The sequence below is a fragment of the Massiliimalia timonensis genome, from assembly GCF_900186585.1.
Taxonomy (GTDB): domain Bacteria; phylum Bacillota; class Clostridia; order Oscillospirales; family Ruminococcaceae; genus Massiliimalia; species Massiliimalia timonensis.
The window spans coordinates 39,091-54,127 of the sequence record NZ_FYDD01000004.1 but is presented as its reverse complement, the minus strand read 5'-3'; the positions used below and the strand labels follow the sequence as shown (position 1 = coordinate 54,127).

Genomic DNA, 15,037 nt, shown 5'->3' with positions numbered 1-15,037 from the left:
TATCATTCACTCTTTGGCTTTGACGATTCGGTAATAGGTTTTCGCCGTTAGCTGGTAAACGATAAAATAGAATACCGCAAACACGCTGATCGTTGCCAATGTGCATAGGATAAAAACAAAAGGATCCAGCAGTCCCAGGCTCATTAAAATTTTACTGAGGATCGGCAGAGCCGCAAAGACATGGATCACTGCCGTGACCAACGGCAGGAAAAATACGGTCAGAATCTGCTTTTGGATCGCCCGTTTTACCTCCCGGTCGCTCAGTCCGACCTTTTGCATGATCTGGAACCGGTCGTGGTCGTCGTACCCTTCTGTGACCTGCTTGTAGTAGATGATCAGCACGGTCGCGGTCAGGAATACAGTGACAAAAAAGATCCCGATAAAGAACAAGCTTCCGTAAATCCGATAGAAACGATTCTGTTCGTCGGCTTTCGTGCGGGAGTAGCAGAGCGCCGCGCCGTCTTCTTCTGAATCCCAATGACTCCAAAGAGATTCCATAAACTGTTCCATATGGGGAACATCTTCGGGAACGTCGAAAAAGTATTGGTAGGTCACCAGCCGGTAATCATTAAATTCCGCCGCGATACGGTTGGTCAGCTCCCACAGGTCGTCTACTGTAGGGAAGATAAAACAGATATCTGTCCCCGGTTCAGTGATCTCAGGGTCGGTGATTGTTTGCGTGCGGTAAGAGGTACCGTTGATAGAAATTTCTTCTGGGAATCGCTCCCGGCTGGGGGAAAGGATCGTCATTTGCCCGGGTCGCAGGGAAAGCGGCGTGCTTGCGATTTTGTTGTAATCCTCCTGGGCGTAACAGGAAACATAGACCGTTTTGCTGTCCCCGCCGCCGGAGGTGGAAAATTCCCCGTTTTGATAGTGGAAGGAATGGTTGACCGTAGTAAGCCCCACTGCGTTGAGCATAGGAACGTCGTATTGCTCCGACTGTTTTTCCAGTGCGGTTACAAAGCGATCGGCATCCTGCTCCTGTTTTTCTTCCTCTTCTAGATAGCAGGAGATCATGGCCTCCCGCGGGAATTGCAGGCGGATAGAGTCCTCTCCGCCGCAAAACAGGCTGAGGCAGGAGGAAAGGGTGACCAGCACGGCAGTAGAAAGCAGGCAGATACTTGCCAGCCCCACTGCGTTCTGCTTCATGCGGTAAAGCATGCCGGAAACAGTGATGAAGTTGCTGGGCTTATAATAAAAGCGCTGGTTCTTCTTCAGCAGTTTTAAAAACACGATACTGCCCGAAATAAACAAAAGGTAGGTGCCCACCGCGACTAGCAGGACAGCGGGAAAAAAGATGGTGATTGCGTCGGCCTTTGTTTGGGCGGTCAGGGCAAGGTAGTACCCTCCTCCTAAGGCAAGAAGCCCCATCAACGCCAAGGCCCACCTTGCTTTTGGTTCCCGTTCCCCGGCTTTAGCGCTGTAAAGCAGTTGGATCGCATTGGTGCGCCAGATGCTGATGATGTCAAAGATCAGCAGGATGATAAAGCCAATTACAAACCAGACGACGGTTTTCCCAATAGAATCGACCGGCAGGATGAAAGTGAGCTCGGCCGGGATATGGAGGATCTGGAGAAGAAGTAAAAACATCAGCTGGCTGAACAGAATGCCGCAGGCAATTCCCGCTGCAAAGCTAAGCAGGCTGAGGAGCAGCACCTCCCAGCACAGCATCAGGGAGATATGCCGTTTTTCCATCCCCAGGATCGCGTAAAGGCCAAACTCCCTTTTGCGCCGTTTGATGACGAAGCTGTTGACGTAAAACAATATGACCAGGGAAACGATGCCGGATACAATATTAAACTGCGCCAGCATATGATATACGTTCTCACGGCCCTCCATGCCGCTGGCGATCACCATCAGCCTGACGGAATCCATGATATAGTATATGGCAATACATAATGCCGACGCGATAAGGTAAGGGAAATACATCGTTTTATTTTTCCGCATGGAGGTGATCGCCAATTTGGGGTAAAAAAACTTATTCACCGTTTTTCCCTCCTGTTGCAAGGACAGTCAGCGCGTCCGAAATATGCTGGTACATCTCCTCGTTAGAAGCCGCCCCTTTATAAAGCTGGTGGAAAACGACACCATCCTTGATAAACAGCACCCGGTTCGCATGGCTGGCCGCTTTCAGGCTGTGTGTGACCATAAAAATGGTTTGTCCCATGCGGTTGATCTCCTCGAAAATACGGAGCAGGCTGTCCGTCGATTTGGAATCCAGCGCTCCGGTAGGCTCGTCAGCCAGCACGATCTGCGGGTCGGTGATCAAAGCGCGGGCAACTGCCGCACGCTGTTTCTGCCCGCCGGATACCTCATAAGGGTATTTTTTCAGCAGAGCGTCTATCCCAAGCATTTGGGCAAGCGGGAGCAGACGGCGCTGGATCTCTTTCGGTGTTCTTCTGGAAAGCACTAAAGGCAGCGCGATATTATCGTACAGGGAAAAGGTATCCAACAGGTTGAAATCTTGAAATACAAAGCCGAGGTTTTCCCGCCGGAAAGCGGACAACTGACGGTCAGGGATAGAGCCAAGCTCCACGTTATTTAAAATGACAGATCCGCTGGTGGGCTGGTCCAGGGAAGCGAGGATATTGAGCAGGGTGGTTTTCCCTGAGCCGGATTCCCCCATGATCGCCACATACTCCCCCTCCTCCACGGAAAAGGTAACGTCGCTTAATGCCTGTACCTGATTTCCCCCAAACCGGGTCGTATAAATTTTTTTTAGATGGTTCACAGTTAATAAAGGCATGTTTTTTCCTCCTTGGTGGGTTTTCTAATTCTATTATAAAGATGCAGGCGGCGCGTTTCCATTGATTTAACTTACACTTTTTGCCGCAAACCTTACACCGGTGTAAGGTTTGCATGAAAAAAGCAGGAGGGTCACTCCTGCTTTAAGATATTGTCAGCCTGTTCTTGGGAAAGGCATTCCTCATCTACCATCCGCCGCAGGACCTGCCTTTGCCGTTCCTGCGCAAGTTTTGGGTTTGCGGTCGGCGCATAAGCAGAGGGCGCGTTGGGGATCCCGGCCAGCATGGTGCATTCGCTGTCTGTCAGCTTGTCGGGCGTTTTTCCAAAAAAGCCCTCGCTGGCTTTTCCTATGCCGTAATATCCGTTTCCAAAATAAATGGAATTTACATAAAGCTCCAGGATCTCCTCCTTAGAAAAATGCTTTTCCAACTGGAACGCCATGAAGATCTCCGCAACTTTTCGGGTAGGCGTACGGTCTTGGGTAAAATAGAGATTTTTTGCGGTCTGCTGGGTGATGGTGCTTCCCCCTTCGGCGAGGCTCAGCGTTCTCACATCGTTCCAAAGGGCGCGGCAGATTGCGATGAAATCAATGCCGGAATGGGTATAAAACCGATGATCCTCCACGGCTACCACCGCGTCTAAATAAATTTCAGGCAGTTCCTCTAACGGGGTGAATCCCGGGGTATCGTAAACCGTTTGCGCCATCTCGTCCAGCGAGGTTTTTTGATAGGCTTCGTCATACGTTTTGTAGCCGCGGTATAAAAAGATGGAACCAGCGACTAAGGCGATGACGAAAAGGAGCAGAAAAAATCCTTGTAAAAATTTTCTGATGCGCATACTTTCCCCCTCCTTTCAGAACAATCAAATCATACCATGAAACAGGATATGATTTTAGAAAATATTCCTTAAAAAACCTTTAAATCTTTCACTGTTCCTATCATATCAGAAATTATCGCAGTTTGCCAGTGAATCAGCTTACACTTTGCCTAAGATTTCTTACATTTTTGTAAGGATTTATTCCACTTCCAGCGGGTCCCGGGAAAGGTCCAGCTTTACCAAAGTGCCGATTCCGGGTGTAGAAGTGATCTCGATCCGATGCCCCAAAAGCTGGGCCGCCTGCCGACAAAGCGCCAATCCGATCCCTGTAGAACGCTTGTCCAGCCTGCCGTTATATCCGGTATATCCCCAATCGAAGACACGCGGCAGGTCTTCCGGCCGGATGCCGATCCCCGTGTCCTCAATACAAAGCGTGTTGGGAGCCTGCGGGTCAAGCGACAGGGATACCGAACCGGCGGCCGTGTATTTTACCGCGTTTGTCAGCACTTGTTCCAGAATAAAGCACAGCCATTTTTCATCGGTCAGTACAACGGCGTGCAGGTTTCCCAAACGCAGGCTAATATTTTTATAGATGAACAACGGCGCGATCTTTTTTAACACCTGTTTTACCAGATGCTCTAAATCATGGCTTTGAAACGACAAATCGTTGGGCTGGTCCAGGCGCTGGTATTCCAGCCCCATCGAAACATACTGCTCGATCTTTAAAAGCTCCTGCTCTACATTTTGCCGGTTCAGCCCTCCGGATTCGGCGAGGAGCCGGATGGCGGAGATGGGGGTTTTAATTTGGTGGTTCCACAGCGTGTAGTAGCTGTTGGCGCGCTCCCGGGATTCTCTGGCGGCGCGTTCGGTATCCTGGCAGCGGCTTTCCAGCAGACGGATGATCTCCTGATAATTCTGCTCTAAAACACCAGAGGGACGAGGCAGCTCCCCAATGTGAAGGGCAGCTTGTTTTTTGAGCAGTTCTACCTGTTTTATACGTTTGCAATAATAGTAGCAGTCGATCAGACAGACTGGGACCCCGATCGCCAGCATCACGATCAAGGTATAAAACGCCGGCCCCCATTCCAGGTGATACAGCCGGTAGACCGTACACAAAATGACCCCGAACAGGATGAACAGCAAAAAAATCCATTTTCGCTGCCGCAGGTAAGCCCATAAATATCTCATAGTCGTAACGGTCGCTTTCATGAAGCGAAAGCGCTCCTTTCTTATAGAATGGGGCTGGCTTTGCAAGCAAGGCACCGCTTAAAAGACAAGCCTTTAAGGTTCCTCCTTAATTAGGTAACCGATCCCTTTTTTAGTGAGGATCAGGTCGGTTATCCCAATAGACTCCAGCCGTTTGCGCAGCCGGGTCATGTTGACAGTTAGGGTGTTGTCGTCGATGAAGCTGTCTGTTTCCCAAAGCTTTTGGATTAGCTCCTCCCGTGTTACCACACATCCGGTGTGTTCTAAAAGAACTTGAAGTATTTTAAATTCATTTTTACTCAGCTCCAGCGTTTCTTCGCCGAACCGCAGGGTGGCGTCGTTTAGGTTCAGGGTCAGCCCTTGGTGTGTGATGGTTTTCGGGTCGTTCCCAAAGGAATAGGTACGGCGTAAAATGGCCTGGATCTTTGCCAGAACGACCTCCAGTGAAAACGGCTTCGCCAAAAAGTCGTCTGCCCCCATATTGATGGCCATGACTAAACTCATGTTATCTCCTGCCGAGGAAAGGAAGATGACCGGCGTTTTGCTGATCTTCCGGATCTCGGCGCACCAGTAAAAGCCATTGAAAAACGGCAGGGAAATATCCATTAGCACCAAATGCGGTTCAAAGGCTTGGAATTGCTCCAGGACATGCCCAAAATCCAAGACAGCTTCTACCTGATAATTCCATTTGGTAAGCTGCTGCGCCAGAACGCTTACAATGGTGGGATCGTCCTCCACCAGCAAAATGCGGTACATATGACTTGGCCTCCTTGGGAACGTTTTATTTTGACGCGGATTTTTTTGCCCGTACGATGATAATATCCGGGATCTCTTTGCCGCGATAGCTTTCTTCGTAAAACCCGTCGATGATAAATCCATTGTCAAAACAAAGCTGGAAAATTTCCTGAAGGGAACGGTGGTAATAGCACTGCTTGACGGGCTGCCCCTCAATGGCGATGTCCTTGTAGCTGTGAGGGGTGAGATATTGTTTGGTCAGGGTCACAAAGCAGGGATGCTGGGTGGCAAAGACGAAGATCCCCTGCTTATCCAACAACCGGTTGACGCTTTGAAACAATGGGGCCGCGTCGGCAATATCCATCACCGCCATATTGGAAACCGCCTTGTCATAGGGCCTTTCCTGCTTCAACGCCATGACCTGGCCTGCGTTTGTTGCGTCGGCTACATAGAAGCTTATTTGAGCAAGATGTTTTTTCTGCCGCTTCTTTGCCAGTGCTATCATGGATGGGCTGTAGTCAAAAGCGACGACCCGAACGCCCCGCCCGGCAAGATAAGCGGAGTAATTGCCGTTTCCGCAGGCAATGTCAAGGATCAATTCTCCAGCCTGCGGGCACAATAATTCGGTCACCTTTGGGCGCACGACCTCCCGGTGGAACTGGTTGGAGTGTTCGCCCATGCTGTCGTCCCAGAATTTGGCGTTTGTTTCCCAAGCCTTTAGGCTTTCGCTGACCGAATACAGATTCATATTTCTTCCCTTCCTGATTACAAAATACTTTGGTTTAATCCTAGCATTTTGAAAGGATTTTGGCAAGAGGAGAGTGCTGCCAGCTTTCCTTTTTTCAGGAAGTGTGATACAATTATCAAAGAATGACAGGGGGAAAGAAACCATGAAATCACATAGCAAGATCGTTGCACGGTATGCGGAAACGGACCAGATGGGGATTGTGCACCACTCTGTTTATCCAATTTGGTTTGAAGTTGCAAGAACGGATTTTATCAAACATGCGGGGATGACCTATACCCAAATGGAACAGGCAGGCGTGATGCTGCCGCTTGCAGGGCTGACCTGCCGTTATTTTTATCCCACTAGATACGAGGATGAGGTCACGGTCGAGGTGAGCATCCAAAAGCTGACTCCTGCCAGGATCGAATTTTTATATCAAGTGTTCAGCGAAGAGGGGCGCCTGTTGGTAGAGGGCACCACCACGCATGGCTGGACAAACCTCTCCTTAAAGCCGATCAGCCTGAAAAAGCACTTTCCGGCGATTTATGAACTGGTAAAACACGCCCAGGAGGACGAATAAACAGATGAAACAGGTGCAGATGTATACAGACGGCGCATGCAGCGGAAACCCTGGCCCGGGCGGCTGGGGAACCATTTTGAAATGCGGCGGCGTAGTGAAAGAGCTAAGTGGCGGAGAGGCGCGAACCACCAATAACCGCATGGAGCTGACCGCAGTGATCGAGGGGCTGAACGCCTTAAAATACCCTTGCAGGGTCACTGTCACCAGTGATTCTAAATATATTATTGACGCTATCCAAAAGGGCTGGGCCAGAAAGTGGCGCGCGCAGGGATGGATGCGCAATAAAAAGGAAAAAGCCTTAAACCCGGATCTTTGGGAGAAACTGCTCGCCCTTTTGGAGGAACACGAGGTAGAATTTGTGTGGGTGAAGGGCCATGCCGGCCATCCGGAAAACGAACGGTGTGATGAAATGGCGGTAGAGCAATCAAAAAAGTTTTGAACGCAATGATGATTTTGCGATATAAGAGGGTATACTATGGATAACAGGGAAAGACAGGTCAGGCTTTGGTTTGAGATGTGGCTGCGAGGGGAAGATTTAGGGATAAAGGATATTTTTTCTGAAGATGCGGTCTATGTGGAAAGCTGGGGACCGAAATACATTGGAATAGAAAAGATCAAGCTTTGGTTTGATGAATGGAATACCCGTGGAAAGGTGCTTCGGTGGGAGATCAAACAGTTTTTTCATCAAGGGGATCAGACTGTGGCGGAGTGGTATTTCAAAAACGCCATGGCTGACGGAACGACGGAAGAATTTGACGGCGTATCCTTGATCCGATGGACAGAGGCGGAAAGGATCGGCTTTTTAAAGGAATTTGGCTGCAATAAAAACCACTATGACCCTTATCAAAATGGCCCCAGTCCTCATTTTTCGGGCGAATCGGTCCGTTGGTTTTAATGGTGAATTTTCTGCGGAGAAAAAAACCAAATTTATGTATTTTTTTCTTGCATTGTGGACAAGATAGGTGTATAATGGGTATATGCTCAAATGAGCATATACCCATTTAATTTCTGGATATTCGCTTAAAATACAGCCTTTCCCTGTATTGCAGGCAATCAAAGCAAAGAAAGGAACAGGATAACATGAACAAGGTTATTTATGCCGACAATGCGGCGACAACACAAATTGATCCGCGTGTTTTGGAAGCGATGACCCCGTATCTGACAGAATACTATGGGAACCCGTCCAGCATTTACTCCATCGGGAGAGATGCCAAGCGCGCCATTGAAACTGCCAGAGAACAGGTTGCAAAAGCATTTGGAGCAAAGGTGCAGGAGATTTATTTTACTGCCGGTGGCTCGGAATCTGACAACTGGGCGATTAAAGGGAGCATGGACCTGCTGAAGGCCAAGGGGAAGACCCATATTATTACAACGAATTTTGAGCATCACGCTGTGATGGATACCTGCAAATTCATGGAAAAGCATGGATTTGAAGTGACCTACCTGCCGGTAGACGAAGAGGGATACGTCACTGTCAAACAGGTAGAGGATGCGATCAAAGAAAATACTGGTTTGGTAACTATCATGTATGCAAACAACGAGATCGGCACCATCCAGCCGATTGCAGAGATCGGCCAACTCTGCCGCGATAAGGGGATCTTATTCCATACCGATGCTGTGCAGGCGGTTGGGAATGTAGAGATAGATGTTGTAAAACAGCACATTGATATGCTGTCTATGTCCGGGCATAAGATTTATGCGCCAAAGGGCGTGGGTGTGTTATATGTCAGAAATGGTGTGCGCTTAAGCAACCTGGTACACGGCGGCGGCCAGGAACGCGGTCGGCGCGCTGGGACTGAAAATGTGGCCTCTATCGTGGGGCTGGGAAAAGCGATCGAGCTGATCACCGAGGATATTCCGGGGCGGATCGAAAAGGTGTCCAAACTGAGGGATTACCTGTTTGAGCAGGCTTCCAAAATTGAACGCTCCCGCATTAACGGCGGGCGTAAAAACCGCCTGTGCGGAAACTTTAACATGTCGTTTGAGGCGGTGGAAGGCGAAGCGCTTTTGCTGATGCTGGATCTTAACGGGATCTGTGGCTCGTCTGGTTCTGCCTGTACTTCAGGTTCTTTGGACCCGTCCCATGTTCTGCTGGCGATCGGCCTGCCGCACGAAATTGCGCATGGTTCTTTGCGGCTGAGCATCAATGAACACACCACCCAGGAGGATGTGGAGAAAATCGCAGAGGTGCTTCCGAAGGTTGTGGGAAGGCTGCGGGAAATGTCCCCGGTGTGGAACAAGTTAGACTAAGCGGGATAGAATAGGAAAGAAAGGAACGTGGAACACGATGTTATATTCTGAAAAGGTGTTAGACCATTTCGCAAACCCAAGGAATGTTGGGGATATGAAAGATGCCGACGGGATCGGGGAAGTAGGAAACGCAAAATGCGGCGACATTATGCGGATGTATTTAAAAATTGACGGTGATGTGATCACCGATGTGAAATTCCAGACCTTTGGCTGCGGGGCGGCGATCGCAACCAGTTCTATGGCAACGGAAATGATCAAGGGCGCAAAAATCGAAGACGCCCTGAAGCTGAGCAATAAAGCGGTAGTAGAAGCGCTGGATGGGCTTCCGCCGGCAAAGATCCACTGCTCTGTTTTGGCGGAACAGGCGATCAAGGCAGCTTTGGCAGATTACTTTAAAAAGCAGGGGATCGACCCAACGCCGTTTGTTGGGGACATCAACACCGAGTGTGAAGCGTGCCATGGGTGCCACTAAAAAAGTTTTGGTAGCGTTAAGCGGGGGAGTTGACTCCTCCGTTTGCGTTTACCTGCTAAAACAAAAGGGATATGATGTGGCGGGGGTCGTGCTGAAGATGTCCCCCGCGCACGATCAGACTGTCCGCGACGCGCAGGAAGCCGCTGACGCGTTGGGGATCCATCTTTATGTCAAGGATATGAGCGAGGCGTTTTCCTCCTGTGTGGTGGATTACTTTGTCAGGGAATACCAAAACGGCCGTACGCCGAACCCCTGCGTAGTCTGCAATCCTACCGTGAAATTTAAGGCGCTGGTGGATGCAGCGGATGAATACGGATACGATTATGTGGCGACCGGCCATTACGCTGACTTAATAGAACGGGACGGCGAGGTACTGCTGGCAAGAGGCGAATGTAAGCAGCGGGATCAGTCTTATATGCTGTACCGGCTGACCCAGCGCGAGCTGACCCGGCTGATGTTCCCGCTCAACCACATGGACAAACAGCAGGTGCGGGCAATCGCAGAGGAGGCAAAGCTGCCTTGCGCCAAGAAGCCGGATAGTCAGGAGATCTGCTTTATCCCGGACAATAACTACGCCAAATATATCGTGGAACGCACCGGGGCTGTGCCGGAAGAGGGGGATTTCATCTCCCCAGAGGGTGAAGTATGTGGAAAACACAAGGGGATCATCCATTATACAATCGGCCAGCGCAAGCATCTGGGCATTGCGTTGGGACGGCCTGTTTTTGTAAAAAGGATCGACCCGGTGGAAAATCGGATCTACCTAGCCGATGCGGGGCAGGAATATTATTCCCGGGCGGTGGTTCGCGATGTGACGGTGACTACTGGAAAACCATTGGAGCCCTGCCATGTGCAGGTCAAGATCCGTTCTGTCGCACCGTTGGCTGGCGCGGCGGTCACACCTCTGCCGGATAAAAAGGCGGAGGTTGTGTTTGACGCTCCGCAGCGTGCAGTAGCAAAGGGGCAGTCGATCGTATTTTACACCCCGGAAGAAATTGTGATCGGCGGCGGATTTGTAGAAGAAGTGGAAGAATAAAGCCGCTTGGGGAAGAGGGGATTCGGTGGTTCAGCTAAGACCGATGCAAACAGAAGATTGCCAGGTCATTGTGGGATGGAATGCAGAAAAAGATTTGGCGTATCTCCAGCAATGGGCCGGAAAACAGGTATATCAGTATCCATTAACCGAAGAGCAGATAAAAGCTAGGTGTAATGTTCCAAGCAGCCAGATTCTCATGGCATTTGATGGAAAAGAAGCTGTTGGCAGTGTAGAATTAGATCATATTGACCAAAGGTTGAAAACTGCGCATATTTGCCGTTTTCTTTTACCGGACCAGGCGCAGGGCCGGGGGCTTGGAAGCCAAATCTTGAAAGAACTGATCCGAATGTCTTTTGAAGAAATGGGGTTGGAACGGTTAACGTTACGAGTATACTGTTTTAATATTAAGGCGATCCGCTGTTATGAAAAGTGCGGTTTTTTGGTATCGGAATTTCATCAGGATAAAAACCCATATTGGAATGGTTTTACGATGGAACTGAGGAAAGGGAAGCAATAATGCTTCCCTTTTTTGTTTTCGCATATTACTGAGGAGAACAAAAATATAAGGAAAATGAAAGTTGCTTTTTGCCCGGGGTTCCTCTATACTGAAAGTAAGATCTACAAGAAAGCGGCAGAATATGTTTGGAGGTGTTCTTTCATGAAAAAACGGTTTCAGGCGATCATGGGCGCGGCGATTTTACTGGCTGGCTTGACCGGATGCCAGGAGGAGTTAACGGCGGAAAAGCCTATTATCTATCTCTATCCGGAGCGGGAGCAGACAGTTACGGTAGCGCTTCGTTGTGATGGGGAGCTGCTTTGCACCTACCCGGAGTATCAAGACGGTTGGACAGTAACAGCCCGTCCTGACGGAACTTTGGTAAACGCCGAAGATGGAGAGAAATACTCTTACTTGTTCTGGGAGGGCGAATTGGATACGGAATATGACATGAGCAAAGGCTTTGTCGTTGCCGGGGAGGATACTGCCGCTTTTTTGCGGGAAAAGCTGTCACAAATGGGGCTGACTCCGCGGGAATACAATGAATTTATCGTTTACTGGCTGCCGCGGATGCAGGATAACCCGTATAACCTGATCACGTTCCAGGAGGAAGCATATACCCAGCACGCCGAACTGGATGTCACCCCAAAGCCGGACAGTGTACTGCGGGTGTTCATGGCGTATCAGGGGCTGGAAAAACCCATTTCGGTGGAAGAACCGGAGATCACCGCTTTTGAACGTACTGGCTTTACGGTCGTGGAATGGGGCGGAACAGAGGTCGTGTAAAAAAACGCTATCCCTAAATTGGGATAGCGCTTTTTGTGATATTTGAAAGGTTCTATTTCATTTTGGACGTTGAACATACAGAGTCTCGCCAAGCTGCAATTATTTTTTCTTCCTCATCCCCAAATAGATAGCCACAAAAGCGCATAGAATAGCGGTACCCACCGCGATCCATAAAACGAAATCCATATATGTCATCTCCTTATCAGAAGTTTGCGCTGGTTATTCCGATACTTCCCCTTTTTTGACTTCGAACCAGAAGATACTGCCTTTTCCCACCGTACTGGTAACGCCGAAATTAAAGTGGTGTACCTGTAAGATCCCTTTGACGATGGATAGGCCTAACCCTGTTCCCATACCTTTGCGGTCCTTTTTCTTATACGGCTTGTAATATCTATCCCAAATCAACGGCAAGTATTCTTTTTTGATGCCTGCGCCAGTATCAATGACCTTGACAATAGCATGGTCTGGATGATCCTCTAAGACCACATCCACCCGTTTATCCGGGCCGGTATGATTGGTGGCATTGTTGATGAGGTTGTAAATGACCTGTTCGATTTTTTGTTCGTCTGCGTATACCAGTACCTGCTGCGGTGCCGTAAGGGTGAACTGATACCCTTCGTTGGTGGCGAGCAGGTCGTACCGATGGATAATATCCCGCAGTTTTTGAGCCAGATCGAACTGGCTGTATTCGGGCACGATCTGCCCGGCCTGAAGCTTGGATAAATCTAAAATATCATTGACCAATCCATTGAGCCGATCGCTTTCATCAATAATAATATCCAACTGCGCGTCCCGTTTTTCTTTGATGTCTCCGGTCAGATCCTTCATCGTTTCCGCATATCCTTTGATCATGGTAAGCGGGGTGCGGATATCGTGGGAGATATTTGCGATCAGTTCCCGTTGAAGGGCGCTTGCTTTGGAGATCTCTTTAGACATCATGTTAAAATTTTCCCCAAGCTGTCCCAACTCGTCCTTGGTATCCACCGGCACATAGGTATTTAGGTTCCCCTTGGCGATTTCCTGCGCCGCAGCGGAAAGCTGTACAACAGGACGGGTCAAGGAGCGTGCGATCACAAAGGACGAAACGGTTGCGATCAATAAAAGCCCGATCGAAATCCAAATCAACTGGAATCGAATGGTATTTACCGCCTCACGGACCGGGGCCAGTTCCGAAGCCACCATCACCACATAATCCATATCTCCATTAGTCTGCCACGAGGCGCCTACATAGTATTGCGGGTTTTGCTGGCCGGGAAAGCTGTCGGAAAAGACATATTCCGTCTGTTCCTGCTCTAAAAGCTGGAAGATGCGGGTGCGCAGGGTTTCATCCTCGTCTAAGATATTCCTGCTTCCGATCGGCTGCATAGATAGGATCTGCGGGGAATGCCCGGTAGAAAAATCGGTGATCTCAATACAATAGTTATTGTTGGCAGAAAGCTCCTTCAGATCAGCGGTTGCAAGCAAAATCCCTTTATCATTGATCAGGGAAACAGCTTTTTGGGTGTCGTCAAGCATTTCGCCTTTCTTTTCTGTCAGGTAGCTTTCTTCCAGCAAAACAACCTGACAGATCCAAATAGCAAGGATCGCAAGTGCTGTCGTGCCGAAAATAGCCAGCCAGACTTTGTGCTTAATACTCTTCATATTTATAGCCTACGCCCCAGATAGTTTTGATCAGGTCACGGTATTCGCCCAGATTTCCCCGAAGCATTTTGATATGGGTGTCTACGGTCCGGCTGTCGCCGTAAAAGTCATACCCCCAAATGTGGTTGAGAAGTGTGTCCCGTGTGATGACTGTGTTTTTGTTATGGATAAAATATACCAAAAGCTCAAACTCTTTGGGCGTCAGGTTGACTGGCTTTCCGTCGATCTTCATTTCATAGGATTTCGGGTCAACGGTAAGCCCGCGGAACGTGTACGTTTCCTCTTCCGGTTTGGCGCGGTGCACCCGCTTTAGGATCGCCTTCACCCGGGACATCAGTTCTTTTGGGCTGAACGGCTTGACGACATAGTCATCCGCGCCGAGGTCGAACCCGAATACCTTGTCGTATTCCTCTCCTTTGGCAGTGAGCAAAATGACCGGGACTTCGGAAAATTCCCGGATTTTGCGCAGGGTGGTGATCCCATCCCAATTTGGCATCATCACATCAAGGATGATCAAATCAAACGGTTCTGCCTTTACCATCTGGTAGGCGGCAAGGCCGTCATCCGCTTCGTAAAAGGAGAATCCTTCAAATTCAATGTATTGGCGGATAATATCACGAATCCTTGCTTCGTCATCCACCACTAAAATCTTTTCCATAGACAGCCTTCCTTTCCAAGCTTATCTTACGGCAGGTTTGTGAAATCCATGTGATCAATCCAGTAATTTCTTGTAAATCTCCGCTTTGGAAAAAGGCGTTTCCTTGGCGGCATTTTTTGCCGCTTCAGTCGCTTTGGCTCCCTGAGTCATCAAAGAACGAGCAAACTCCACCGCCTGTTCTAAGGTCGGCTTTTCCTCTTCCTCTTTTGGCTTGCCCTCTACCACTAGTACAAATTCCCCTTTAGGCTTCTGCGTTTCATAAAAGGAGATTGCTTCGTCCAGAGTGAAACGGCGCACTTCCTCGTAAATTTTTGTAAGTTCCCGTGCGATGGATAGTCGGCGCTCCCCGCCGAAGAAGGTTTTTAGGTCTTCCAGCGTCGCGGGCAGCTTATGCGGCGCCTCATAGAAGATCATGGTCCGTTTTTCCTCCCGCAGGGATTCCAGATGCTCCAAACGGTTTTTTCGGGTGGTGCTTAAAAAACCCTCAAAGGTGAAACGGGTGGTGGTAAGCCCGCTGATCGCCAAGGCGGAGACCGCGGCGCTTGGACCGGGAACGACCCGCACCGGCACCCCGGCGCCAGCACACAGCTTTACAAGGTCTTCCCCCGGGTCGGAGATACAGGGCATCCCCGCATCCGAAACAACAGCGCAGCTTTCCCCAGCCAGGATGCGGGAAAGGATCATCTCCCCGCGTTCGCGCAGGTTGTGCTCGTGATAACTGACCATGCTTTTTTTGATTTCAAAATGGTTTAACAGCTTTTGGGTGACGCGGGTGTCCTCGGCCGCGATAAAATCCACTTCCCGTAAGGTTTTTACGGCACGCGGGGAAAAGTCCTGCAAGTTCCCGATAGGCGTCCCCACAACATACAAAACTGACATGATAAACTCC

At 49.5% G+C, this 15,037-nt stretch carries 17 protein-coding genes; 8 read left to right on the top strand and 9 right to left on the bottom strand.

All coding sequences use genetic code 11. From position 1 onward, the window contains the following. Positions 1-6: 6 nt before the first annotated feature. The 6 genes from CIB36_RS08060 to CIB36_RS08035 all read right to left on the bottom strand — a co-directional run bounded on the left by CIB36_RS08060 (position 7) and on the right by CIB36_RS08035 (position 6,250). Positions 7-1,986, bottom strand: coding sequence for an ABC transporter permease (locus CIB36_RS08060; protein WP_093989071.1), 1,980 nt, complete (start codon positions 1,984-1,986; stop codon positions 7-9). Continuing rightward, positions 1,979-2,746: an ABC transporter ATP-binding protein gene (locus CIB36_RS08055; protein WP_093989070.1), complete on the bottom strand. Its 768-nt coding sequence runs from the start codon at positions 2,744-2,746 to the stop codon at positions 1,979-1,981. The genes CIB36_RS08060 and CIB36_RS08055 overlap by 8 nt, the downstream gene beginning before the upstream one ends. Positions 2,747-2,877: 131 nt before the next feature. Continuing rightward, positions 2,878-3,582: a transglycosylase domain-containing protein gene (locus tag CIB36_RS08050; RefSeq protein ID WP_093989069.1), complete on the bottom strand. Its 705-nt coding sequence runs from the start codon at positions 3,580-3,582 to the stop codon at positions 2,878-2,880. Positions 3,583-3,759: 177 nt separating this feature from the next. Continuing rightward, a complete protein-coding gene (locus CIB36_RS08045) occupies positions 3,760-4,770 on the bottom strand; it encodes a sensor histidine kinase (RefSeq protein ID WP_093989068.1) in 1,011 nt (336 codons plus the stop codon). A 72-nt stretch (positions 4,771-4,842) separates the two neighbouring features. Further along, positions 4,843-5,523 carry a response regulator transcription factor gene (locus tag CIB36_RS08040; RefSeq protein WP_093989067.1) on the bottom strand — a complete coding sequence of 227 codons (681 nt, stop codon included), beginning with the start codon at positions 5,521-5,523 and terminating at the stop codon, positions 4,843-4,845. A 25-nt stretch (positions 5,524-5,548) separates the two neighbouring features. Beyond that, entirely contained in the window at positions 5,549-6,250 is a 702-nt protein-coding gene (locus tag CIB36_RS08035; RefSeq protein WP_093989066.1) for a class I SAM-dependent methyltransferase, read from the bottom strand. A gap of 142 nt (positions 6,251-6,392) precedes the next feature. On the opposite strand from CIB36_RS08035, the gene CIB36_RS08030 reads away from it, so the two are divergent. From CIB36_RS08030 to CIB36_RS13525, 8 genes are all read left to right on the top strand, one after another. Continuing rightward, complete coding sequence (locus CIB36_RS08030; protein WP_093989065.1) at positions 6,393-6,809, top strand: acyl-CoA thioesterase; 417 nt, start codon at positions 6,393-6,395, stop codon at positions 6,807-6,809. A 4-nt stretch (positions 6,810-6,813) separates the two neighbouring features. Then, entirely contained in the window at positions 6,814-7,248 is a 435-nt protein-coding gene (rnhA, locus tag CIB36_RS08025; RefSeq protein WP_093989064.1) for a ribonuclease HI, read from the top strand. 36 nt (positions 7,249-7,284) lie between these two features. Continuing rightward, positions 7,285-7,704 carry a nuclear transport factor 2 family protein gene (locus CIB36_RS08020; protein ID WP_093989063.1) on the top strand — a complete coding sequence of 140 codons (420 nt, stop codon included), beginning with the start codon at positions 7,285-7,287 and terminating at the stop codon, positions 7,702-7,704. Positions 7,705-7,889: 185 nt separating this feature from the next. Beyond that, positions 7,890-9,059 (top strand): cysteine desulfurase NifS, encoded by a 1,170-nt coding sequence (gene nifS, locus CIB36_RS08015; RefSeq protein WP_093989062.1) that lies wholly within the window; start codon positions 7,890-7,892, stop codon positions 9,057-9,059. A gap of 37 nt (positions 9,060-9,096) precedes the next feature. Then, a complete protein-coding gene (gene nifU / locus CIB36_RS08010; RefSeq protein WP_093989061.1) occupies positions 9,097-9,531 on the top strand; it encodes a Fe-S cluster assembly scaffold protein NifU in 435 nt (144 codons plus the stop codon). Continuing rightward, positions 9,506-10,567, top strand: coding sequence for a tRNA 2-thiouridine(34) synthase MnmA (mnmA, locus tag CIB36_RS08005; protein ID WP_229408220.1), 1,062 nt, complete (start codon positions 9,506-9,508; stop codon positions 10,565-10,567). The genes nifU and mnmA overlap by 26 nt, the downstream gene beginning before the upstream one ends. Positions 10,568-10,592: 25 nt before the next feature. After that, on the top strand, positions 10,593-11,084 hold the full coding sequence (locus tag CIB36_RS08000) for a GNAT family N-acetyltransferase (protein ID WP_158662632.1): 492 nt from the start codon (positions 10,593-10,595) through the stop codon (positions 11,082-11,084). 141 nt (positions 11,085-11,225) lie between these two features. Continuing rightward, positions 11,226-11,849 carry a hypothetical protein gene (locus tag CIB36_RS13525; protein ID WP_093989058.1) on the top strand — a complete coding sequence of 208 codons (624 nt, stop codon included), beginning with the start codon at positions 11,226-11,228 and terminating at the stop codon, positions 11,847-11,849. 219 nt (positions 11,850-12,068) lie between these two features. On the opposite strand, the gene CIB36_RS07990 is transcribed toward CIB36_RS13525, so the two are convergent. The 3 genes from CIB36_RS07990 to rsmI are packed head-to-tail and all read right to left on the bottom strand — an operon-like array spanning position 12,069 to position 15,030. Then, on the bottom strand, positions 12,069-13,490 hold the full coding sequence (locus tag CIB36_RS07990; protein ID WP_093989057.1) for a sensor histidine kinase: 1,422 nt from the start codon (positions 13,488-13,490) through the stop codon (positions 12,069-12,071). Beyond that, positions 13,477-14,148: a response regulator transcription factor gene (locus CIB36_RS07985; RefSeq protein ID WP_093989056.1), complete on the bottom strand. Its 672-nt coding sequence runs from the start codon at positions 14,146-14,148 to the stop codon at positions 13,477-13,479. The genes CIB36_RS07990 and CIB36_RS07985 overlap by 14 nt, the downstream gene beginning before the upstream one ends. Positions 14,149-14,202: 54 nt before the next feature. Continuing rightward, positions 14,203-15,030 (bottom strand): 16S rRNA (cytidine(1402)-2'-O)-methyltransferase, encoded by an 828-nt coding sequence (gene rsmI / locus CIB36_RS07980; RefSeq protein ID WP_093989974.1) that lies wholly within the window; start codon positions 15,028-15,030, stop codon positions 14,203-14,205. Between the last annotated feature and the right edge of the window lie 7 nt (positions 15,031-15,037).

Bases quoted from the DNA above. Each gene is read 5' to 3' on its own strand.
- CIB36_RS08055 (WP_093989070.1), bottom strand. From the start codon at position 2,746: ATGCCTTTATTAACTGTGAACCATCTAAAAAAAATTTATACGACCCGG.
- CIB36_RS08050 (WP_093989069.1), bottom strand. From the start codon at position 3,582: ATGCGCATCAGAAAATTTTTACAAGGATTTTTTCTGCTCCTTTTCGTC.
- CIB36_RS08045 (WP_093989068.1), bottom strand. From the start codon at position 4,770: ATGAAAGCGACCGTTACGACTATGAGATATTTATGGGCTTACCTGCGG.
- CIB36_RS08040 (WP_093989067.1), bottom strand. From the start codon at position 5,523: ATGTACCGCATTTTGCTGGTGGAGGACGATCCCACCATTGTAAGCGTT.
- CIB36_RS08035 (WP_093989066.1), bottom strand. From the start codon at position 6,250: ATGAATCTGTATTCGGTCAGCGAAAGCCTAAAGGCTTGGGAAACAAAC.
- CIB36_RS08030 (WP_093989065.1), top strand. From the start codon at position 6,393: ATGAAATCACATAGCAAGATCGTTGCACGGTATGCGGAAACGGACCAG.
- rnhA (WP_093989064.1), top strand. From the start codon at position 6,814: ATGAAACAGGTGCAGATGTATACAGACGGCGCATGCAGCGGAAACCCT.
- CIB36_RS08020 (WP_093989063.1), top strand. From the start codon at position 7,285: ATGGATAACAGGGAAAGACAGGTCAGGCTTTGGTTTGAGATGTGGCTG.
- nifS (WP_093989062.1), top strand. From the start codon at position 7,890: ATGAACAAGGTTATTTATGCCGACAATGCGGCGACAACACAAATTGAT.
- nifU (WP_093989061.1), top strand. From the start codon at position 9,097: ATGTTATATTCTGAAAAGGTGTTAGACCATTTCGCAAACCCAAGGAAT.
- CIB36_RS13525 (WP_093989058.1), top strand. From the start codon at position 11,226: ATGAAAAAACGGTTTCAGGCGATCATGGGCGCGGCGATTTTACTGGCT.
- CIB36_RS07990 (WP_093989057.1), bottom strand. From the start codon at position 13,490: ATGAAGAGTATTAAGCACAAAGTCTGGCTGGCTATTTTCGGCACGACA.
- CIB36_RS07985 (WP_093989056.1), bottom strand. From the start codon at position 14,148: ATGGAAAAGATTTTAGTGGTGGATGACGAAGCAAGGATTCGTGATATT.